13 protein-coding genes and 3 tRNA genes are annotated in these 16,306 nt (G+C 70.5%); 12 read left to right on the top strand and 4 right to left on the bottom strand.

Going from position 1 to position 16,306, the window contains the following annotated elements; genetic code table 11:
• The first annotated feature begins 225 nt into the window (after nt 1-225).
• Both OG310_RS16675 and OG310_RS16670 read left to right on the top strand, forming a co-directional pair.
• Nucleotides 226-1,683, top strand: a complete 1,458-nt coding sequence (locus OG310_RS16675) for a N,N-dimethylformamidase beta subunit family domain-containing protein (RefSeq protein ID WP_329456671.1) — start codon at nt 226-228, stop codon at nt 1,681-1,683.
• Nucleotides 1,684-2,162: 479 nt separating this feature from the next.
• Nucleotides 2,163-3,062, top strand: a complete 900-nt coding sequence (locus OG310_RS16670) for a phosphoribosylaminoimidazolesuccinocarboxamide synthase (protein WP_329456670.1) — start codon at nt 2,163-2,165, stop codon at nt 3,060-3,062.
• A 303-nt stretch (nt 3,063-3,365) separates the two neighbouring features.
• Here OG310_RS16670 and OG310_RS16665 read toward each other — a convergent pair.
• From OG310_RS16665 to OG310_RS16650, 4 genes are all read right to left on the bottom strand, one after another.
• A tRNA-Gly gene (locus tag OG310_RS16665) sits at nt 3,366-3,438 on the bottom strand.
• 523 nt (nt 3,439-3,961) lie between these two features.
• Nucleotides 3,962-4,034: transfer RNA gene (locus OG310_RS16660), tRNA-Gly, on the bottom strand.
• A 67-nt stretch (nt 4,035-4,101) separates the two neighbouring features.
• Nucleotides 4,102-4,173, bottom strand: a tRNA-Gly gene (locus OG310_RS16655).
• 130 nt (nt 4,174-4,303) lie between these two features.
• Complete coding sequence (locus tag OG310_RS16650; protein WP_329456669.1) at nt 4,304-4,639, bottom strand: histone-like nucleoid-structuring protein Lsr2; 336 nt, start codon at nt 4,637-4,639, stop codon at nt 4,304-4,306.
• A 432-nt stretch (nt 4,640-5,071) separates the two neighbouring features.
• Here OG310_RS16650 and purS point away from each other — a divergent pair, with 432 nt between their 5' ends.
• The 10 genes from purS (at nt 5,072) to purM (ending at nt 16,038) form a co-directional block, all read left to right on the top strand.
• Complete coding sequence (gene purS / locus OG310_RS16645) at nt 5,072-5,344, top strand: phosphoribosylformylglycinamidine synthase subunit PurS (RefSeq protein WP_329456668.1); 273 nt, start codon at nt 5,072-5,074, stop codon at nt 5,342-5,344.
• The gene (gene purQ, locus OG310_RS16640; RefSeq protein ID WP_329456667.1) at nt 5,341-6,024 is read left to right on the top strand and encodes a phosphoribosylformylglycinamidine synthase subunit PurQ; all 684 of its coding nucleotides are present in this window, start codon (nt 5,341-5,343) and stop codon (nt 6,022-6,024) included. The genes purS and purQ overlap by 4 nt, the downstream gene beginning before the upstream one ends.
• Entirely contained in the window at nt 6,021-8,279 is a 2,259-nt protein-coding gene (purL, locus tag OG310_RS16635) for a phosphoribosylformylglycinamidine synthase subunit PurL (RefSeq protein ID WP_329456666.1), read from the top strand. The genes purQ and purL overlap by 4 nt, the downstream gene beginning before the upstream one ends.
• 372 nt (nt 8,280-8,651) lie before the next feature.
• A complete protein-coding gene (locus OG310_RS16630) occupies nt 8,652-8,855 on the top strand; it encodes a DUF4177 domain-containing protein (RefSeq protein WP_329456665.1) in 204 nt (67 codons plus the stop codon).
• A gap of 154 nt (nt 8,856-9,009) precedes the next feature.
• Nucleotides 9,010-9,552: an ArsR/SmtB family transcription factor gene (locus tag OG310_RS16625; protein ID WP_329456664.1), complete on the top strand. Its 543-nt coding sequence runs from the start codon at nt 9,010-9,012 to the stop codon at nt 9,550-9,552.
• 293 nt (nt 9,553-9,845) lie between these two features.
• Nucleotides 9,846-10,733: a murein hydrolase activator EnvC family protein gene (locus OG310_RS16620; protein WP_329456663.1), complete on the top strand. Its 888-nt coding sequence runs from the start codon at nt 9,846-9,848 to the stop codon at nt 10,731-10,733.
• Between the two features lie 9 nt (nt 10,734-10,742).
• Complete coding sequence (locus OG310_RS16615) at nt 10,743-11,534, top strand: maleylpyruvate isomerase family mycothiol-dependent enzyme (RefSeq protein ID WP_329456662.1); 792 nt, start codon at nt 10,743-10,745, stop codon at nt 11,532-11,534.
• Between the two features lie 340 nt (nt 11,535-11,874).
• Entirely contained in the window at nt 11,875-12,741 is an 867-nt protein-coding gene (locus OG310_RS16610) for an META domain-containing protein (RefSeq protein ID WP_329456661.1), read from the top strand.
• Nucleotides 12,742-13,312: 571 nt separating this feature from the next.
• Nucleotides 13,313-14,839, top strand: a complete 1,527-nt coding sequence (gene purF / locus OG310_RS16605) for an amidophosphoribosyltransferase (RefSeq protein ID WP_329456660.1) — start codon at nt 13,313-13,315, stop codon at nt 14,837-14,839.
• Between the two features lie 119 nt (nt 14,840-14,958).
• A complete protein-coding gene (gene purM, locus OG310_RS16600) occupies nt 14,959-16,038 on the top strand; it encodes a phosphoribosylformylglycinamidine cyclo-ligase (RefSeq protein WP_329456659.1) in 1,080 nt (359 codons plus the stop codon).
• Nucleotides 16,039-16,306 lie beyond the last annotated feature (268 nt).

The following is a 16,306-nucleotide window of genomic DNA, read 5'->3' as shown; positions in this document are numbered from 1 at the left end:
GCCGTCCCAGCAGCACCAATCGCCCCAGTGCGCACCAAACCCCCCAGAGTTCTCCCGAATGGGTCCCTCCGCTCGCGTCAATTAGCGACGATCGGTGACGAGCCGCGTGCGTTATGTGATGTGCTGGGGGTCGGCGCTGACAGCCGGCGCCCGACATCTCGTGTCACCGAAGTGCCCGCGGTCCCCAGCACCGCGTGTCCAGGGGGCTCGAAGAAGGGGCGCACGATGGGGGCGGACCACATCCGGCGGTGGGAGTCGGGCGCACTCGCACACGCCGTCACCGACCCCTTCGGCCAGGGCCCCCTGCCCTGGCTCCGTGGCAGCGAGAACTACTTCGACGACACGGGACAGGTCGTTCCCTGGTACGCGGACCCGGACCTGGGCCGGGCCCGGGGCGGTCCGAGGACCGCCGACGACGTACGCCGCCAGATCAAGGGCTTCGCGTCCAGCGGCGCCGTCGCCCCGGGCGAGGCCCTCGACTTCCATGTCACCGTCGACCCACCGCAGGAGTTCTCGGTCGACGTCTACCGCATCGGCCATTACAACGGCGAGGGCGCCCGCAAGATCATCACCAGTCCCCGGCTGGCGGGCATCGTCCAGCCGCCGCCGATGACCGCGGACCGTACGGTCTCCTGCCACCACTGGTGGCTGTCCTGGCGGCTGCAGGTGCCTTCGTACTGGTCGATCGGCGCCTACGTGGCCGTGTTGACCACCGCCGACGGCTACCGCTCCCACGTCCCCTTCACCGTCCGGGACAACCACCCCGCCGACCTGCTCCTCCTGCTCCCCGACCTGACCTGGCAGGCCTACAACCTCTATCCGGAGGACGGCAGGACGGGCGCGAGCCTCTACCACGCGTGGGACGAGCAGGGCCGGCTCCTCGGCGAACAGGACGCCGCCGTCACGGTGTCATTCGACCGCCCGTACGCGGGCGCCGGTCTGCCGTTGCATGTCGGGCACGCGTACGACTTCATCCGCTGGGCCGAGCGGTACGGCTACGACCTCGCCTACGCCGACGCCCGTGACCTGCACGCGGGTCGCGTCGACCCCTCGCGGTACCGCGGTCTGGTCTTTCCCGGCCACGACGAGTACTGGTCCGTCCCGATGCGCCGCACCGTGGAGCGGGCCCGCGACATCGGCACCTCGCTCGTCTTCCTCTCCGCCAACTCGATGTACTGGCAGGTGGAGCTGGGCCCGTCCGCCTCCGGCGTGCCGGACCGGCTGCTGACCTGCCGCAAGCGGCACGGTCCCGGAAAGCCGTCGCTCTGGCGGGAGGTGGACACCGCCGAGCAGCAGATCATCGGCATCCAGTACGCCGGGCGGGTCCCCGAGCCGCACCCGCTCGTCGTCAGGAACGTCGATCACTGGCTGTGGGAGGCCTCCGGCGCGGTCGAGGGCGACCGGATCGACGGACTCGTGGCGGGTGAGGCCGATCGTTACTTCCCCCGCGCCCCGTTGCCGGACCACGAGGACCGCATGCTGCTCGCGCACTCCCCGTACCGCGACACTGAAGGGGCGCCGAGGCATCAGGAGACCTCCCTCTACCGTGCCCCGTCCGGTGCGCTGGTGTTCGCCTCCGGGACTTTCGCCTGGTCGCCGGCGCTGGATCGTCCTGGCCATGTCGACTCGCGCATCCAGCGGGCCACCGCCAACCTGCTCGACCGCATCTGCAAGCGCGACTGAGCCCCGAACCCCCTGCCGAGCCGTGCATGCCCTCGGCTGCCGTGCGAGCGCCCTGTGTGTCCGGACGAACGTCCCCCGCCGACCGCACGCTCGCTGTCGGTCCGCCGTAACGGATCATCGTTGCCCGTTGCCCGTTGCCCGTTGCCCGTTGCCCGTGGCCCGTTGGCCCGTGGCCGGACGCCCGCGCCCGACGGCCGGCGGGGTGCTGTGCCGCGCGGCCCTTCCTGACCCGCCGACCTGGCGGATGCGGCGGTGGGCCGCCCCTGCGGACTGCCGTGCTCCGCCGGTGCGGGAGAATCGAAGGAGTGATCGCGCAGATCACCGGGGGCCGCGAGACCGTCGAGCAGGACGTACCGGCGAGGGCGACCCGAACAGGCGGCCCGGCGAGGGCGGCCCGGGCAGGTCGACCCGGACAGGACAGGCGGAGGCCCCGCCATCAGAGAGACCCGTCAGGGGATCGCAGAGAAGGGCGCACGGACATGGCCGGATTCGTGGAGAAACCGCAGCCGATCGAGGTTCCGGGCCTCCAGCACCTGCATACGGGCAAGGTGCGCGACCTCTATCGCAACGAGGCCGGCGACCTGGTCATGGTCGCGACCGACCGTATCTCCGTGTACGACTGGGTGCTGCCGACGGAGATCCCCGACAAGGGCAGGATCCTCACCCAGCTCTCGATGTGGTGGTTCGACCGTCTCACCGACATCGTCCCGAACCATGTGATCTCCACCGACCTCCCTGCGGGCGCCCCCGCCGACTGGGAGGGCCGCACGATGGTGTGCACAGCGCTGAAGATGCTCCCGGTCGAATGCGTCGCCCGCGGTTTCCTCACGGGTTCCGGCCTCGCCGAGTACCGCGAGACCCGCACGGTCTGCGGCCTCGCCCTGCCCGAGGGCCTCGTGGACGGGTCCGAGCTGCCGGCGCCGATCTTCACGCCCGCGACGAAGGCCGACGTGGGCGACCATGACGAGAACGTCGCCTATGAGGAGGTCGCCCGCCAGGTCGGTGCCGAGACGGCGGCGCAGCTGCGCCGTACGACGCTCGACATCTACGGCCGGGCCCGGGACGTGGCCCGGGACCGGGGCATCATCCTGGCCGACACCAAGTTCGAGTTCGGCTTCGACGGCGACCGGCTCGTCCTCGCCGACGAGGTGCTGACGTCCGACTCCTCCCGCTTCTGGCCCGCCGAGGAGTGGGAGCCGGGCCACGCGCAGCCTTCGTACGACAAGCAGTACGTACGTGACTGGCTGACGTCCCCCACGTCCGGCTGGGACCGCAACGGCGAGCTGCCGCCGCCGGAGCTGCCCGAGGACGTCGTCGAGGCGACCCGCGCCAAGTACCTGGAGGCCTACCGGCGCATCACGGGCATCACCTGGAAGTGAGGAAGCGCGGAACCGGACCCGGACCCGGAGAAATCCCGAATCCGGACCCCGGAGGAGAACCGCTGTCCGGAGAACCGGAACGCGGAGAGCTGGAACACGAGAGCTGGAACACGAGAGTCGGAACACGGAGAGCTGGAACGCGAAAGCCAGTATCCGGAGAAAACGGCGGCCCGGACGTGAGCGTCCGGGCCGCGGCCTCGGGCGGTACCGGTGCGGCGGCGCGGTGGGGGCGGCAGGGCGGCAACCCGGCACTGTGGGAACGATGAAGGCCCCCTTCCCGATGGGGAAGGGGGCCTTCTCACGAGCGGACGACGAGGTTCGAACTCGCGACCTCAACCTTGGCAAGGTTGCGCTCTACCAGCTGAGCTACGTCCGCATGCGCTGTGGTGCGTCCCCCACTATACCCAACCTCGTTCCCGTTCGATCCCCGCCGCCGTGCGACGGTTGCACGGCGGCGGGGATGGCCCCGTACATCTGTGGCCGCCGTCACAAGGTCCCCGACACTTCCGGTAGTCCGGGACCCGGCTCTGTCTGGACCCGGTAGTCCGGGACCCGGCTGAGTGCGGACCCGGTAGTCCGGGACCCGGCTGTGTGCGGACCCGGTAGTCCGGGCCCGGCTGAGCGCGGACCCGACGGTCCGGACCCGGATTCCGTGCGGACGGGTGACGACCGTGTCGTTGCGCGCCGTCTTCCCGTACGCGGCCGTCCTCCCGATCGCGAAGCGGCTTGCCGAACTCGGGCTCGCGGCAGCCGAATCAGAGCGCGACGCGAGGGGCCGACGCGGTGTCGGCGTCAGGTGGGGAACGATCTGGATCCTGGGCGGGCATGCGGCAGGAGAAACCAGCGTGCCCGGGTACGCCAAAAGCCCCGGTCGATGAGACCGGGGCCTTTGATCACTGAGCGGACGACGAGATTCGAACTCGCGACCCTCACCTTGGCAAGGTGATGCTCTACCAACTGAGCCACGTCCGCACACATCGAGCGGGCGATGTGCTCATCACTCTACCCGATCCACCGAAGTGGTCGGAGAGCGATGCGGAGCGGGTGACAGGAATTGCACACTGCGCCTCCCCCTTGGAAAGGGGGCGTTCTACTACTGAACTACACCCGCACGCTCCGGAGGTTCTTGCCTTTCGGCCTTGCCCCTCGGCGTGTTCCAGACTCTAGCCGATCACCCGGGGTGGATGGCAAATCGAGGGCGCCCGGGGCGTCGTGAGCGCCCCCACCCCCCCACCCGTGGCTCAACTCGCCTCGCGGAACGCCTCGTAGACGCGCTTGGGGATGCGGCCCCTGGCCGGCACGTCCATCTTGTGCGACTGCGCCCACGCGCGGACGGCGGCCGGGTCCGGGTCGAGGGACGTGTGATGGTACGAAGCGCGCAGCTTGCCGCGCTTGCTCGCATTTGTCTGCCTGCGGCCCGCGGCCACGTAGGGCGCGAGGGCCTTGCGCAGTTTCTTCGCATTGGCGGGATTCAGGTCGATCTCGTACGACTTGCCGTCCAGACCGAACGCGACCGTTTCCGCCGCTTCTCCGCCGTCCATGTCGTCGGAGAGAGTGACCACTACGCGCTGCGCCACGGATATCGGTCCTTTCCTGCGGCACCGCGGCGCTCCGGGCCCGCGTTTGCGCAGGGCTGACGTGCGGCGACACCGGTCTTCCGGCTGTTCTCGGACAATGCTGTTTTTCGCTGTATTCCTTTGTACAGCGGGAGGTGCGACATTGTGAAGCCCGGTCAATTATTTCAGCGTGTCCTGCGTCAATGGGTGGATGACGGCCGCAGATTTTTCGCCCGGGTTTTCCGGCCCCACTGCCCCGCTATATCAGGACGTGATCTGCGGCCAGGGGTATCTACCCGCGTAGATTCTCGGTACAGGTAGGCTGAGGGGAGCTCGGGGGGTCGAGGGGGATTCCCTGGGGATTCACTGTCGGGGGGTGACGCCCCCCGGAGCCCGGGGCCTCCCCCGAAGAACACAGCGAAAACAGCCCGCACCACACCACCGGGAGTGCCAGTGGCACGCGTCGTAGTCGACGTCATGCTCAAGCCGGAGATCCTCGACCCCCAGGGACAGGCCGTGCAGCGCGCGCTGCCGCGTCTCGGATTCGAGGGCATCGCCGACGTCCGTCAGGGAAAGCGTTTCGAGCTCGAGGTCGAGGGACCGGTGGACGACGCCGCCCTCGCCCGCATCCACGAGATGGCGGAGACGTTCCTCGCCAACACCGTGATCGAGGACTTCGCCGTAAAGGTCGAGGAGCCCTCAGCGATCACGGAGCCGGTGAAGTGACCGCCCGCATCGGAGTCGTCACTTTTCCGGGAACGCTCGACGACCGTGACGCGCTGCGCGCCGCGCGTATCGCCGGGGCCGAGCCCGTGTCCCTCTGGCACCGCGACAAGGACCTGAAGCAGGTCGACGCGGTCGTGCTCGCCGGTGGCTTCAGCTACGGCGACTATCTGCGCGCCGGAGCCATCGCGCGTTTCTCGCCGGTGATGGAACAGGTCATCGAGCAGGCCAGGGCAGGCATGCCGGTCCTCGGGATCTGCAACGGTTTCCAGATCCTCGCGGAGACCCACCTGCTGCCGGGCGCCATGCTGCGCAACAATCACCTGCACTTCGTGTGCAAGGACCAGAAGCTCGGCGTCGAGAACGCGCGCACGGCCTGGACCGCCGATTTCTCGGCCGGGCAGGAGATCACCGTCCCCCTCAAGAACATCGACGGCCGGTACGTCGCCGACGAGCGCACGCTCGACGAGCTGGAGGCGGAGGGCCGGGTCGCCTTCCGCTACCTCGACGGCAACCCCAACGGCTCGCTCCGGGACATCGCCGGCATCACCAACGCGGCGGGCAACGTCGTGGGGCTCATGCCGCACCCCGAGCACGCGGTCGAGCCGCTGATCGGTACGGGCGGTACCGACGGTCTCGGATTCTTCACCTCGATCCTCAAGAAGCTGGTAAGCGCCTCATGAGCCTCACCACCCTCGACACAGTGGACAACGCGAGCAAGACGCCCGACGTCGATCAGCCCTGGAAGGAACTCGGCCTCAAGGAGGACGAGTACGCACGCGTGCGGGAGATCCTCGGCCGTCGTCCCACCGGCGCCGAGCTCGCCATGTACTCCGTCATGTGGTCCGAGCACTGCTCGTACAAGAGCAGCAAGGTCCACCTGCGGCAGTTCGGCGAGAAGGTCCCGCAGAACGACGCGATGCTCGTCGGCATCGGCGAGAACGCGGGCGTCGTGGACGTCGGCGAGGGGTACGCGGTCACCTTCAAGGTCGAGTCGCACAACCACCCTTCGTACGTGGAGCCCTACCAGGGAGCGGCCACCGGCGTCGGCGGCATCGTGCGCGACATCATCGCGATGGGCGCCCGTCCCGTCGCGGTCGTGGACCCGCTGCGCATGGGCGCGGCCGACCACCCGGACACCAAGCGTGTGCTGCCGGGTGTCGTCGCGGGCATCGGCGGCTACGGCAACAGCCTCGGCCTGCCGAACATCGGCGGCGAACTCGTCTTCGACGCCTGCTACCAGGGCAACCCGCTCGTCAACGCCGGCGCGATCGGCGTGATGCGGCACGAGGACATCCACCTCGCGAAGGCATCGGGCACCGGCAACAAGATCGTCCTGTACGGGGCCCGCACCGGTGGCGACGGCATCGGCGGCGCGTCGATCCTGGCGTCCGAGACGTTCGACGCGACCAAGCCCTCGAAGCGCCCGGCGGTCCAGGTCGGCGACCCCTTCCAGGAGAAGCTGCTGATCGAGTGCACGCTGGAGGCGTTCGCCGAGAAGCTGGTCGTCGGCATCCAGGACCTCGGCGCCGCGGGCCTGTCCTGCGCGACGAGTGAGCTGGCCTCGAACGGCTCCGGCGGCATGCGCGTCGAGCTGGACGACGTACCGCTGCGCGACTCCACGCTCTCGCCCGAGGAGATCCTCATGAGCGAGTCGCAGGAGCGCATGTGCGCGGTGATCGAGGAGTCGAAGGTCGCGCGCTTCCTCGCGATCTGCGAGAAGTGGGACGTCATCGCCACGGTCGTCGGCGAGGTCACCGACGGCGACCGGCTGGAGATCTTCTGGCACGGCGAGAAGATCGTGGACGTCGACCCGCGCACGGTCGCGCACGAGGGCCCGGTCTACGAGCGCCCGTACGCACGCCCCGTATGGCAGGACGCCCTCCAGGCGGACCACGCGAACGCCCTGCCGCGCCCGGCGGACGCGAAGGAACTGCGCGAGCAGGTCCTGAAGCTGGTCGGCTCGCCGAACCAGGCGTCGAAGGCGTGGGTGACCGACCAGTACGACCGGTTCGTGCAGGGCAACACGGTCCTCGCCCAGCCCGAGGACAGCGGCATGGTGCGGATCAACGAGGAGACGGGACTCGGCGTCGCCCTCGCCAGCGACGGCAACGGCCGGTTCGCCAAGCTCGACCCGTACACCGGCGCGCAGCTGGCGCTGGCGGAGGCCTACCGCAATGTCGCGGCTTCCGGCGCGCGGCCGCTCGCGGTCTCGGACTGCCTGAACTTCGGCTCACCGGAGGACCCGGCCGTGATGTGGCAGTTCGCGGAGGCCGTGCGCGGCATCGCGGACGGCTGCCTCCAGCTGGGGACGCCGGTGACCGGCGGCAACGTGTCGCTGTACAACCAGACGGGCGAGGCGGCGATCCACCCCACGCCGGTCGTGTCCGTGCTCGGCGTGATCGACGACGTGGCGCGCCGTACGCCGATGGCCTTCGAGCAGGCCGGCCAGCTCATCTTCCTGCTGGGTGACACGCACGAGGAGTTCGGCGGTTCCGCCTGGTCGCAGGCGATCCACGACCACCTCGGCGGACTGCCGCCGGCCGTGGACCTGGACCGGGAGAAGCTGCTCGCCGAGATCCTGGTGGCGGCCTCCCGCGACGGCATGATCGACGCCGCGCACGACCTGAGTGACGGCGGCCTGATCCAGGCGCTCACCGAGTCCTGCCTGCGTGGCGGCAACGGCGCACGGCTGATCGTGCCGGACGGCCTGGACGCGTTCACGCTGCTGTTCAGCGAGTCCGCGGGCCGTGCGCTCGTCTCCGTGCCGCGCAGCGAGGAGCTGCGGTTCACCGACATGTGCGGTGCGCGGGGTCTGCCCGCGACCCGGATCGGTGTGGTGGACGGTGATGTCGTCGAGCTCCAGGGCGAGTTCACGGTGTCGCTGGAGGAACTGCGCACCGCCCACGAGGGGACGATCGCGGCGCTGATGGCCTGACCTGAACGGCGGCCGGACGGGCGCCGCGAGATCGCGGGAGGGCCGCGTTCCGGGTGGGCCGCGTTCCGGGTGTGCGGGCCTGTCGGGCCCCGGGCGCGCCGGTTTTCGGGTGCGCCCGGGGCCCGACGTGCCGGAGCCCGACGTGCCGGAGCCCGACGTGCCGGAGCCCGACGTGCCGGCTCCCGGATGTGCCGGGTCCCGGATGGATGTGTCAGGCCTGGGGACTGCGGGCCGATCCGCCCCCGCGGGGTTCGGCTCCTCGAAGGAGCCGGGTCCCCCGGGTGCGGATCCGGCTCGGCCGACCGCGTGATTGGCTGGGCGCCGCACGCGTCCCGCCGTGCGGTCAGAGGTCATGAGCGAGGGGAACACCCCATGTTCGAGTACAAGGTCGCGACGTTCAGGGAGTCGCTGATAGGCGACGCTCTCGACAGCGGAAAGCTGGAGAAGACGCTCAACAAGCACGCGGAGGAGGGCTGGGCGCTCAAGGCCATCACCTCCGCGGACGTGAAGGGGCGGGTCGGACCGGGCGCTGTGGAGGGTCTCCTCCTGACGTTCGAGCGTCCTCGCGAAGCCTGAACAAGCTTTGTCCCAGGGGCTGTTGCGTGAGCAGCGGCCGTCAGATTGCCGGTACCGACGAGATGTCGGTACCGGCATCTGTGTTTTCGGATGACTTTTCCGCCGAGGGCATTGGGGTCTTGTGCGAAATTACGTGATTACGTAATGTCGAGACATGGGGCTGGAACAGCGTGTCACCGAACTCGAACGCAGGCTGGCGGAGCTGGAGGGCACAGCGGTGCCGGACGGCGAGGACGCCGGGCCGGGACAGGGCCTGCCCGAGGGGGCTGTGCCGCCGGTCCGGCCGGAGTTCTGGGCCCTCCAGCGGCTGAAGGTGGAGCTCGCGGACCTGGGCCGGCACGACGGCGGCGTGCTGTTCACCGGCGCGGTGCGCCTGCCCACGCACGAAGAGTACGAGTGGCAGTACGGCATGGACACGGATCAGTTGCTCGACGGGGACTGGTCGCGGGAGGCGGACGCCTTCGCCGCCCTCGGACACGGGGTGAGGCTGCGGCTGCTGCGCGAGATCATGGGCGGCCGGCGCACGGCGGCCGAGCTCACCGAACTCGACGGGATGGGTACGACCGGCCAGATCTACCACCACCTGCGACAGCTGACGGGCTCCGGCTGGCTGCGCACGGCGGGCCGGGGGCAGTACGAGATACCGCCCGACCGGGTCGTGCCGCTGCTCGTCATGCTGGCCGCCGCGCGGCCCTGACCCGGGCGCGGGGCCCCAACGGGCAGCCGCACACCCGGTCCCGGCGGTACGGCCCCGGCGGGAGACTGTCGCAACACCGGGGCGCTCCACGGACAGTGGGCCCGACCGGGACAACGAAAGTCCGTTCAACGGCTCAACGGCTCAACGGCTCAACGGCTCAACGGCTCAACGGCTCAACGGCTCAGCGACTCAGCGGTTCGGTCCGCGCGGGTCAACAGCAGTCCGGGTCAACAGCAGTCCGGTTCAACAGCAAGGCCCGAGCGCGACAACAAGGATCTTTCACAGGGGGAGCGATGTCGGAGTCGAACGGGGAAACACCGGGGCACGGGGCATCCGGACGCAAGATCATGATGGTGGCCTACCGGCTCAGCTGGCTGGTGTTCGTGGGGCTCGTCATCGCGGGCCGGATCACCGCCCTGCCGTTCGCCTGGTGGCTCACCTGGGTGCCGGCGGCCGCGGGGATGTGCCTGCTCGTGGCCCTCGGGCGGTCCACCGCGCGGGTCAGGAGGGCGGCGCGACCGCCCGCGGTGGAGTGCGCCCCTCCCGTGCGGGGGCGGTGGGTGGCGCTGAACAGCCCGGCCGACCGGGTGCCGAGCCACGGAACCCATGCCTACGGGCAGACGTATGCGATAGACATCGTCGGCGAGCCCGAGCCGGACACCCGGCCCGGCTTCGCGCGGCTCTGGCCGGTGGTGCGGAGCAGCGGCGCGTTCCCCGGGTTCGGCGCTCCGGTGCTCGCGGTCGCGGACGCCACCGTCGTCCACGCGTCCGACGGGAAGCGCGACCATCTCAGCCGCACCTCACTGCCGGCGCTGGCCTACGTGCTGCTTGTGGAGAGCTGGATACGTGACCTGGCGGGCGCCGGCTGGGTGGTCGGCAACCATGTCGTCCTCGACCTGGGAAGCGGTACGTACGCGCTGTACGCGCATCTGCGCCAGGGGTCGCTCGACGTGCGCCCAGGCGACCAGGTGACGGCGGGACAGCCCATCGCCCGCTGCGGGAACACCGGCAACTCCACCGAGCCGCACCTCCACTTCCAGCTGATGGACCACCCCGATCCCGATGTGGCGCGCGGCCTGCCCTTCCGGTGGCACGGCGTCGGAGTCCCGGTCGGCAAAGAGGCGTTCACCGTCGAGGAGGGCAGCCCGGACACCCGGCAGCCGGTTGGGGGGCTCGGCTAGTCTCGTCCCGTGCCGCCAGCCAAGAAGCGACTTCGCAGCTATGACCACGAGCGCACGCGCGCCGCTCTCCTCGCCCAGTTCGAGCATGCGCGTGAGGCCGTGAGGGGGCTCGCGCCCGACCAGTTCGCGCTGCCCACGGGCCTGGGTACATGGACGGTCCGGGAGCTCGCCGCCCATCTGACGATGGCCTTGGAAGCGGTGAACCGTAGCCTGGAGGCGCCGGAGCCGGACGGGCCCGCGGTGCCACTGCTCGACTGGCCGTCCTCCACGTCCTCGCGGGCGAGCACCATCGCCGACAACGTGGAGGCGCTGGCGGCGGCGCGCGAGCCGGAGGAACTGTTCACGGTGGTCGGTGACCGGGCGGCGAGGCTGCTGCCGCAGGCGCCGGGCGACCGATTGATCGCGACCACCGCCGGGACCATGCGCCTGACCGATTATCTGGTCACCCGCACGGTGGAACTCGTCGTCCACACCGACGACCTGAACCGCGCGACGGGCCTGTCGGTACCGCTCGACGGGCAGGCGCTCGCGACGGCGACGCGGCTCCTGGCCGACGCGCTGGCGGTGCGCGCCCCCGGGGCGTCGACGGAGGTCCGGATCCCGCCGTACGCGGTGGTCCAGTGCGTGGAGGGCCCTCGGCACACGCGGGGAACACCGCCCAACGTGGTGGAGACGGAGCCGCTCGTATGGCTGCGGCTCGCGACCGGGCGGTCGGCCTGGCACGAGGCGCTCGCCGAGGGCCGGGTCAGCGCGAGCGGGGAGCGTGCGGATCTGTCGGGGCTGCTTCCCCTGATGGGCTGAGTGATGGGCTGAGTCGGGCTGACCGGGACTGCCGGCCGGCAGAGGGCCGGGTGGGTCCCCTGACCGCGGGTTGGCGCGATCGCTAGCGTCCGGGCGTCGTGTCCCCCCGCGCGTTCCGAGCGCCGCGTCCAGCGATCGCACGCGTTCCCGGGGGATGCCGATACAGGTGGGCGAGCCCCGAGCCGGGTGGAGGCGGGGTGGACCAGGGGCGGCGGAGGTTGCGGGGCCGGGGCCGGGGCCAGGGATCCGGGGGAGCCGGGAGCTCTTTTCGCCCGGCCGGTACGCCGAGGGCGTGTGCGGAGAGTGACGGGCTGGCGCGGTTGCGGAACCGTGTGTGGCGATGGATCGTCCGAGAGACATGCAGAAGCAGCAGAACGCCTCAGTAGGCATCGCCGCACTGCTGGCCTTCACGGCCGCTTGCGGTACACACTCCGCGACGGATCCGGGACCGGCCGCCAGCAGCGGCCCGGTGCGGACCGACCTGCCCCTGACCGGGATCCGGTGGAAGGTCGACGGCCTCACCGTGGCCGGTGCCGAACCCGGGGTGCCGGCGGCCGCGACCATGGAGATCGGGCGTGACGGCCGGCTCTCTCTCGGCACAGGGTGCAACGGGTACCGCGGACGGGTCCGTGTCGAGGGGGACGAGATCACGGTGGTGGGCGGCCTGAACAGGACGTTCGTCGGGTGCTCGGCCTATCTGGAGCAGTACGAGGAGGCGATCGGTGACGCGTTCAAGGGGACGCTCAAGGCCCAGGTGAGCGGCCGTGCGGCGGACGACAGGCAACTCGTGCTGACCTCGTCCCGGCAGCGCGGCACCCGCGTCACGCTGACCACGCGGCCCGCCGCGCCCCTCGTCGGGACGGACTGGACCGTGGACGCCCTCACCAGCCTGAAGTCGTCGGCCACCCTGCCGAAGGGCACGGCCGGAAAGGCGCACTTCACCTTCGGCGAGGACGGGACGGTCAGCGGCAGCCTCGGGTGCAACAGCTTCCACGCATCCGCGCGGATCAGCGGCTCGACGGTGACCTTCGGGCGCTTGCTGTCGACCAGAATGGCGTGCTCGCCCGCGCTGAACCAGGTCGAGCAGGGCGTGCTCAAGGTGCTGCGGGGCACGGTGACGGTGCAGGTCAGCCACCGGGCCTTGTTCCTGAAGGGCAAGGACGGTGACGGCCTGGCCGCCGCCGTGCGGCGGAGCGACGGGAGCTGAGACCCGCCGCCCCGCCCCCTGCTCGACGGGACGGCGAGGGCCCGGGGAGAGCCGGGACGGCGAGGGGACGGCCGGGGGACTTCCGGTGAGCGCAGGGGGTCGGCCGGGGACGGTCAGGGACGGTCGGGCGGCGAGGTGGTGCCCGTCGTCCTCCTTCTCCCGCCGGATGGCGCATCGGCGTGGTGCGTCCGCGCCACGCCCTCACGGCCCCGGACCGGCCGCGGTCCGTGAAACCCGCCGCGGGGTGGGGTGCCGGTGGTCCTCCCGCGCCGGGGTGGGGCAAGGTCACATATGAGGTGGGTCACCGTGCGTCGGTTCCGGCGCGTGGCCGGGGCCGGCAGCCGGCAGCCCCTGCGGGCGAGGGCGCCCGGGCCGCTGGGGCACGGGCGGGGCATGGGTGGGGCACAGGTGGGGCGCGGGCGCGAGCACGGGCCCAACAGGAGCATGGGCTTCCGCCCGTCGTACGGTCCGGGATGCCACGGTGACGCTACGTGGCGGCCGGGAGGTGATGGCCCGGATTTTCCTCATCCTGAATTCGGACCGGTGGTCGATCTCGCCTACACTCGGTTGCGTGCCTCGTGGTGATGGACGACTCAGCCACGACCTGCTCCCCGGTGAGAAGGGCCCCCAGGACGCTTGTGGCGTCTTTGGTGTCTGGGCTCCGGGTGAAGAGGTCGCCAAGCTCTCCTATTTCGGACTGTATGCCCTGCAGCATCGCGGACAGGAATCCGCGGGCATCGCAGTGAGCAACGGGTCCCAGATCCTCGTCTTCAAGGACATGGGCCTGGTCTCGCAGGTCTTCGACGAAACCTCTCTCGGCTCCCTCCAGGGCCATATCGCTGTCGGTCACGCGCGTTACTCGACGACCGGCGCCTCCGTGTGGGAGAACGCCCAGCCGACGTTCCGTGCCACGGCGCACGGCTCGGTGGCGCTCGGCCACAACGGAAATCTCGTGAACACGGCGGAGCTCGCGGAGATGGTCGCGGCTCTGCCCAAGGAGAACGGCCGGGCCACCCAGGTGGCGGCCACCAACGACACCGACCTGGTCACGGCCCTGCTCGCGGGCCAGACCGACGAGGACGGCAAGCCCCTCACGGTGGAGGAGGCGGCGCCCAAGGTGCTGCCCCTGGTGCAGGGCGCGTTCTCCCTCGTCTTCATGAGCGAGAACACCCTGTACGCCGCCCGGGACCCGCAGGGCATCCGACCGCTCGTGCTCGGCCGCCTGGAGCGCGGCTGGGTCGTCGCGTCGGAGTCCGCCGCGCTCGACATCTGCGGTGCGGCGTACGTCCGTGAGATCGAGCCGGGCGAGTTCATCGCCGTCGACGAGAACGGGCTGCGAACGACTCGATTCGCAGAAGCAAAGCCCAAGGGCTGCGTCTTCGAGTACGTGTACCTGGCTCGTCCCGACACGGACATCGCCGGTCGGAATGTGTACCTCTCCCGCGTGGAAATGGGCAGAAAACTTGCCGCCGAGGCCCCGGCCGACGCGGATCTGGTGATAGCGACGCCCGAGTCCGGTACTCCGGCCGCCATCGGCTACGCGGAGGCCAGCGGTATTCCGTACGGCTCGGGTCTGGTCAAGAACGCCTACGTGGGACGGACCTTCATCCAGCCGTCGCAGACGATCCGGCAGCTCGGTATCCGGCTGAAGCTGAATCCGCTGAAGGAAGTCATCCGGGGCAAGCGCCTGGTCGTCGTGGACGACTCGATCGTGCGCGGCAACACCCAGCGCGCCCTCGTGAAGATGCTCCGGGAGGCCGGGGCCGCCGAGGTGCACATCCGCATCTCGTCCCCGCCGGTCAAGTGGCCGTGCTTCTTCGGCATCGACTTCGCGACCCGGGCCGAGCTGATCGCCAACGGCATGACCGTCGAAGAGATCGGCACCTCGCTCGGCGCCGACTCCCTCTCGTACATCTCCCTCGACGGGATGATCGAGGCCACCACCATCAACAAGCCGGACCTGTGCCGTGCCTGCTTCGACGGTGTGTACCCGATGGATCTGCCCGACCCGGAGCTGCTCGGCAAGCAGCTGCTGGAGACCGAGCTCGCCGCGGGCCCGGCCGACACCGCGGCGGCGGACGCGCTGCGCCGGCCGTAGGCCGCGCCCGCCCCGAGGTCCTCCGTCACACACCCGTACCCGTATCCCGTACGCCGTCGGCCGGTGCCCACCCGTACCACGTGCCGCTCCGTACGTTCGACGACACGAAAGTTCCCGCCATGTCTCAGTCCCCCGCCCCCCGCACCGGTGCCAGCTATGCGGCCGCCGGCGTCGACATCGAGGCCGGCGACCGCGCGGTCGAGCTGATGAAGGAGTGGGTCAGGAAGACCCGCAGGCCCGAGGTGCTGGGCGGAATCGGCGGCTTCGCGGGCCTCTTCGACGCCTCGGCGCTGAAGCGGTACGAGCGCCCGCTGCTGGCGTCGGCGACCGACGGCGTGGGGACCAAGGTCGATCTCGCGCGCCGGCTCGGGGTGTACGACACGATCGGGCACGACCTCGTCGGCATGGTGGTCGACGACCTGGTGGTGTGCGGCGCGGAGCCGCTGTTCATGACGGACTACATCTGTGTCGGCAAGGTCCGTCCGGAGCGGGTCGCCGCCATCGTCAAGGGCATCGCCGAGGGCTGTGTGCTCGCGGGATGCGCCCTGGTCGGCGGTGAGACGGCCGAGCACCCGGGTCTCCTCGGCGAGGACGACTTCGATGTGGCGGGCGCGGGCACCGGGGTGGTGGAAGCGGACCGGCTGCTCGGCGCGGATCGTATCCGCACGGGTGACGTCGTGATCGCCATGGGATCGTCGGGTCTTCACTCGAACGGGTACTCGCTGGTACGGCACGTGGTCTTCGACCGTGCGGGCTGGTCGCTGGACCGGGAGGTCGCGGAGTTCGGCAGGACGCTCGGCGAGGAACTGCTCGAACCGACCCGGATCTACTCGCTGGACTGTCTGGCCCTCACCCGGACCACTGAGGTGCACGCCTTCAGCCATGTGACGGGCGGCGGACTCGCGGCGAACCTGGCACGGGTGATCCCGGACGGGCTGCACGCCAGGATCGACCGGTCCACCTGGCGGCCGGCCCCGGTCTTTGAGGTGGTCGGCGCGGTCGGCGGCGTCGAGCGACTGGAACTGGAGAAGACCCTGAACATGGGCGTGGGCATGATCGCTGTCGTGCCCGCAGGATCGGTGGACGCGGCCCTGGCGACGCTGGCCGACCGGGGCGTCGACGCCTGGGTGGCGGGAGAGATCACCGAGCGCGGCGAAGAGACCACGGGAGCCACCCTTGTCGGCGACCACGCGGCCTGAGCGGAACGGCGCCCAGCACGCCGGGCGGTCCGGGCATGCCGCATGGGCACGTCACGGTGAGCCGGAGCGGACCGACCACGCCGAGCCGACCGGGCCGCGGTGCGGCCTCGGCCGGACAGTGCGATCGGGCCTGATCCGTCGGAACGGCCGGGTGGACCGGCCGGTCCACCGGGTCCGGCCCGGCGGCAAAACGGCCCGGTTCGGTGGGTGGAACCGCGAAACCCGGCCGGGACGAAAGGACGCTCCGGCCAGGTGGGCTCACGGTTGT

The organism is Streptomyces sp. NBC_01497, assembly GCF_036250695.1.
Taxonomy (GTDB): Bacteria; Actinomycetota; Actinomycetes; order Streptomycetales; family Streptomycetaceae; genus Streptomyces.
Note: the sequence above shows the minus strand (reverse complement) of the source record. Positions and strands in the feature narration are given on the sequence as shown.

Bases quoted from the DNA above. Each gene is read 5' to 3' on its own strand.
- OG310_RS16675 (WP_329456671.1), top strand. From the start codon at position 226: ATGGGGGCGGACCACATCCGGCGGTGGGAGTCGGGCGCACTCGCACAC.
- OG310_RS16670 (WP_329456670.1), top strand. From the start codon at position 2,163: ATGGCCGGATTCGTGGAGAAACCGCAGCCGATCGAGGTTCCGGGCCTC.
- purL (WP_329456666.1), top strand. From the start codon at position 6,021: ATGAGCCTCACCACCCTCGACACAGTGGACAACGCGAGCAAGACGCCC.
- OG310_RS16630 (WP_329456665.1), top strand. From the start codon at position 8,652: ATGTTCGAGTACAAGGTCGCGACGTTCAGGGAGTCGCTGATAGGCGAC.
- OG310_RS16625 (WP_329456664.1), top strand. From the start codon at position 9,010: ATGGGGCTGGAACAGCGTGTCACCGAACTCGAACGCAGGCTGGCGGAG.
- OG310_RS16620 (WP_329456663.1), top strand. From the start codon at position 9,846: ATGTCGGAGTCGAACGGGGAAACACCGGGGCACGGGGCATCCGGACGC.
- OG310_RS16610 (WP_329456661.1), top strand. From the start codon at position 11,875: ATGGATCGTCCGAGAGACATGCAGAAGCAGCAGAACGCCTCAGTAGGC.
- purM (WP_329456659.1), top strand. From the start codon at position 14,959: ATGTCTCAGTCCCCCGCCCCCCGCACCGGTGCCAGCTATGCGGCCGCC.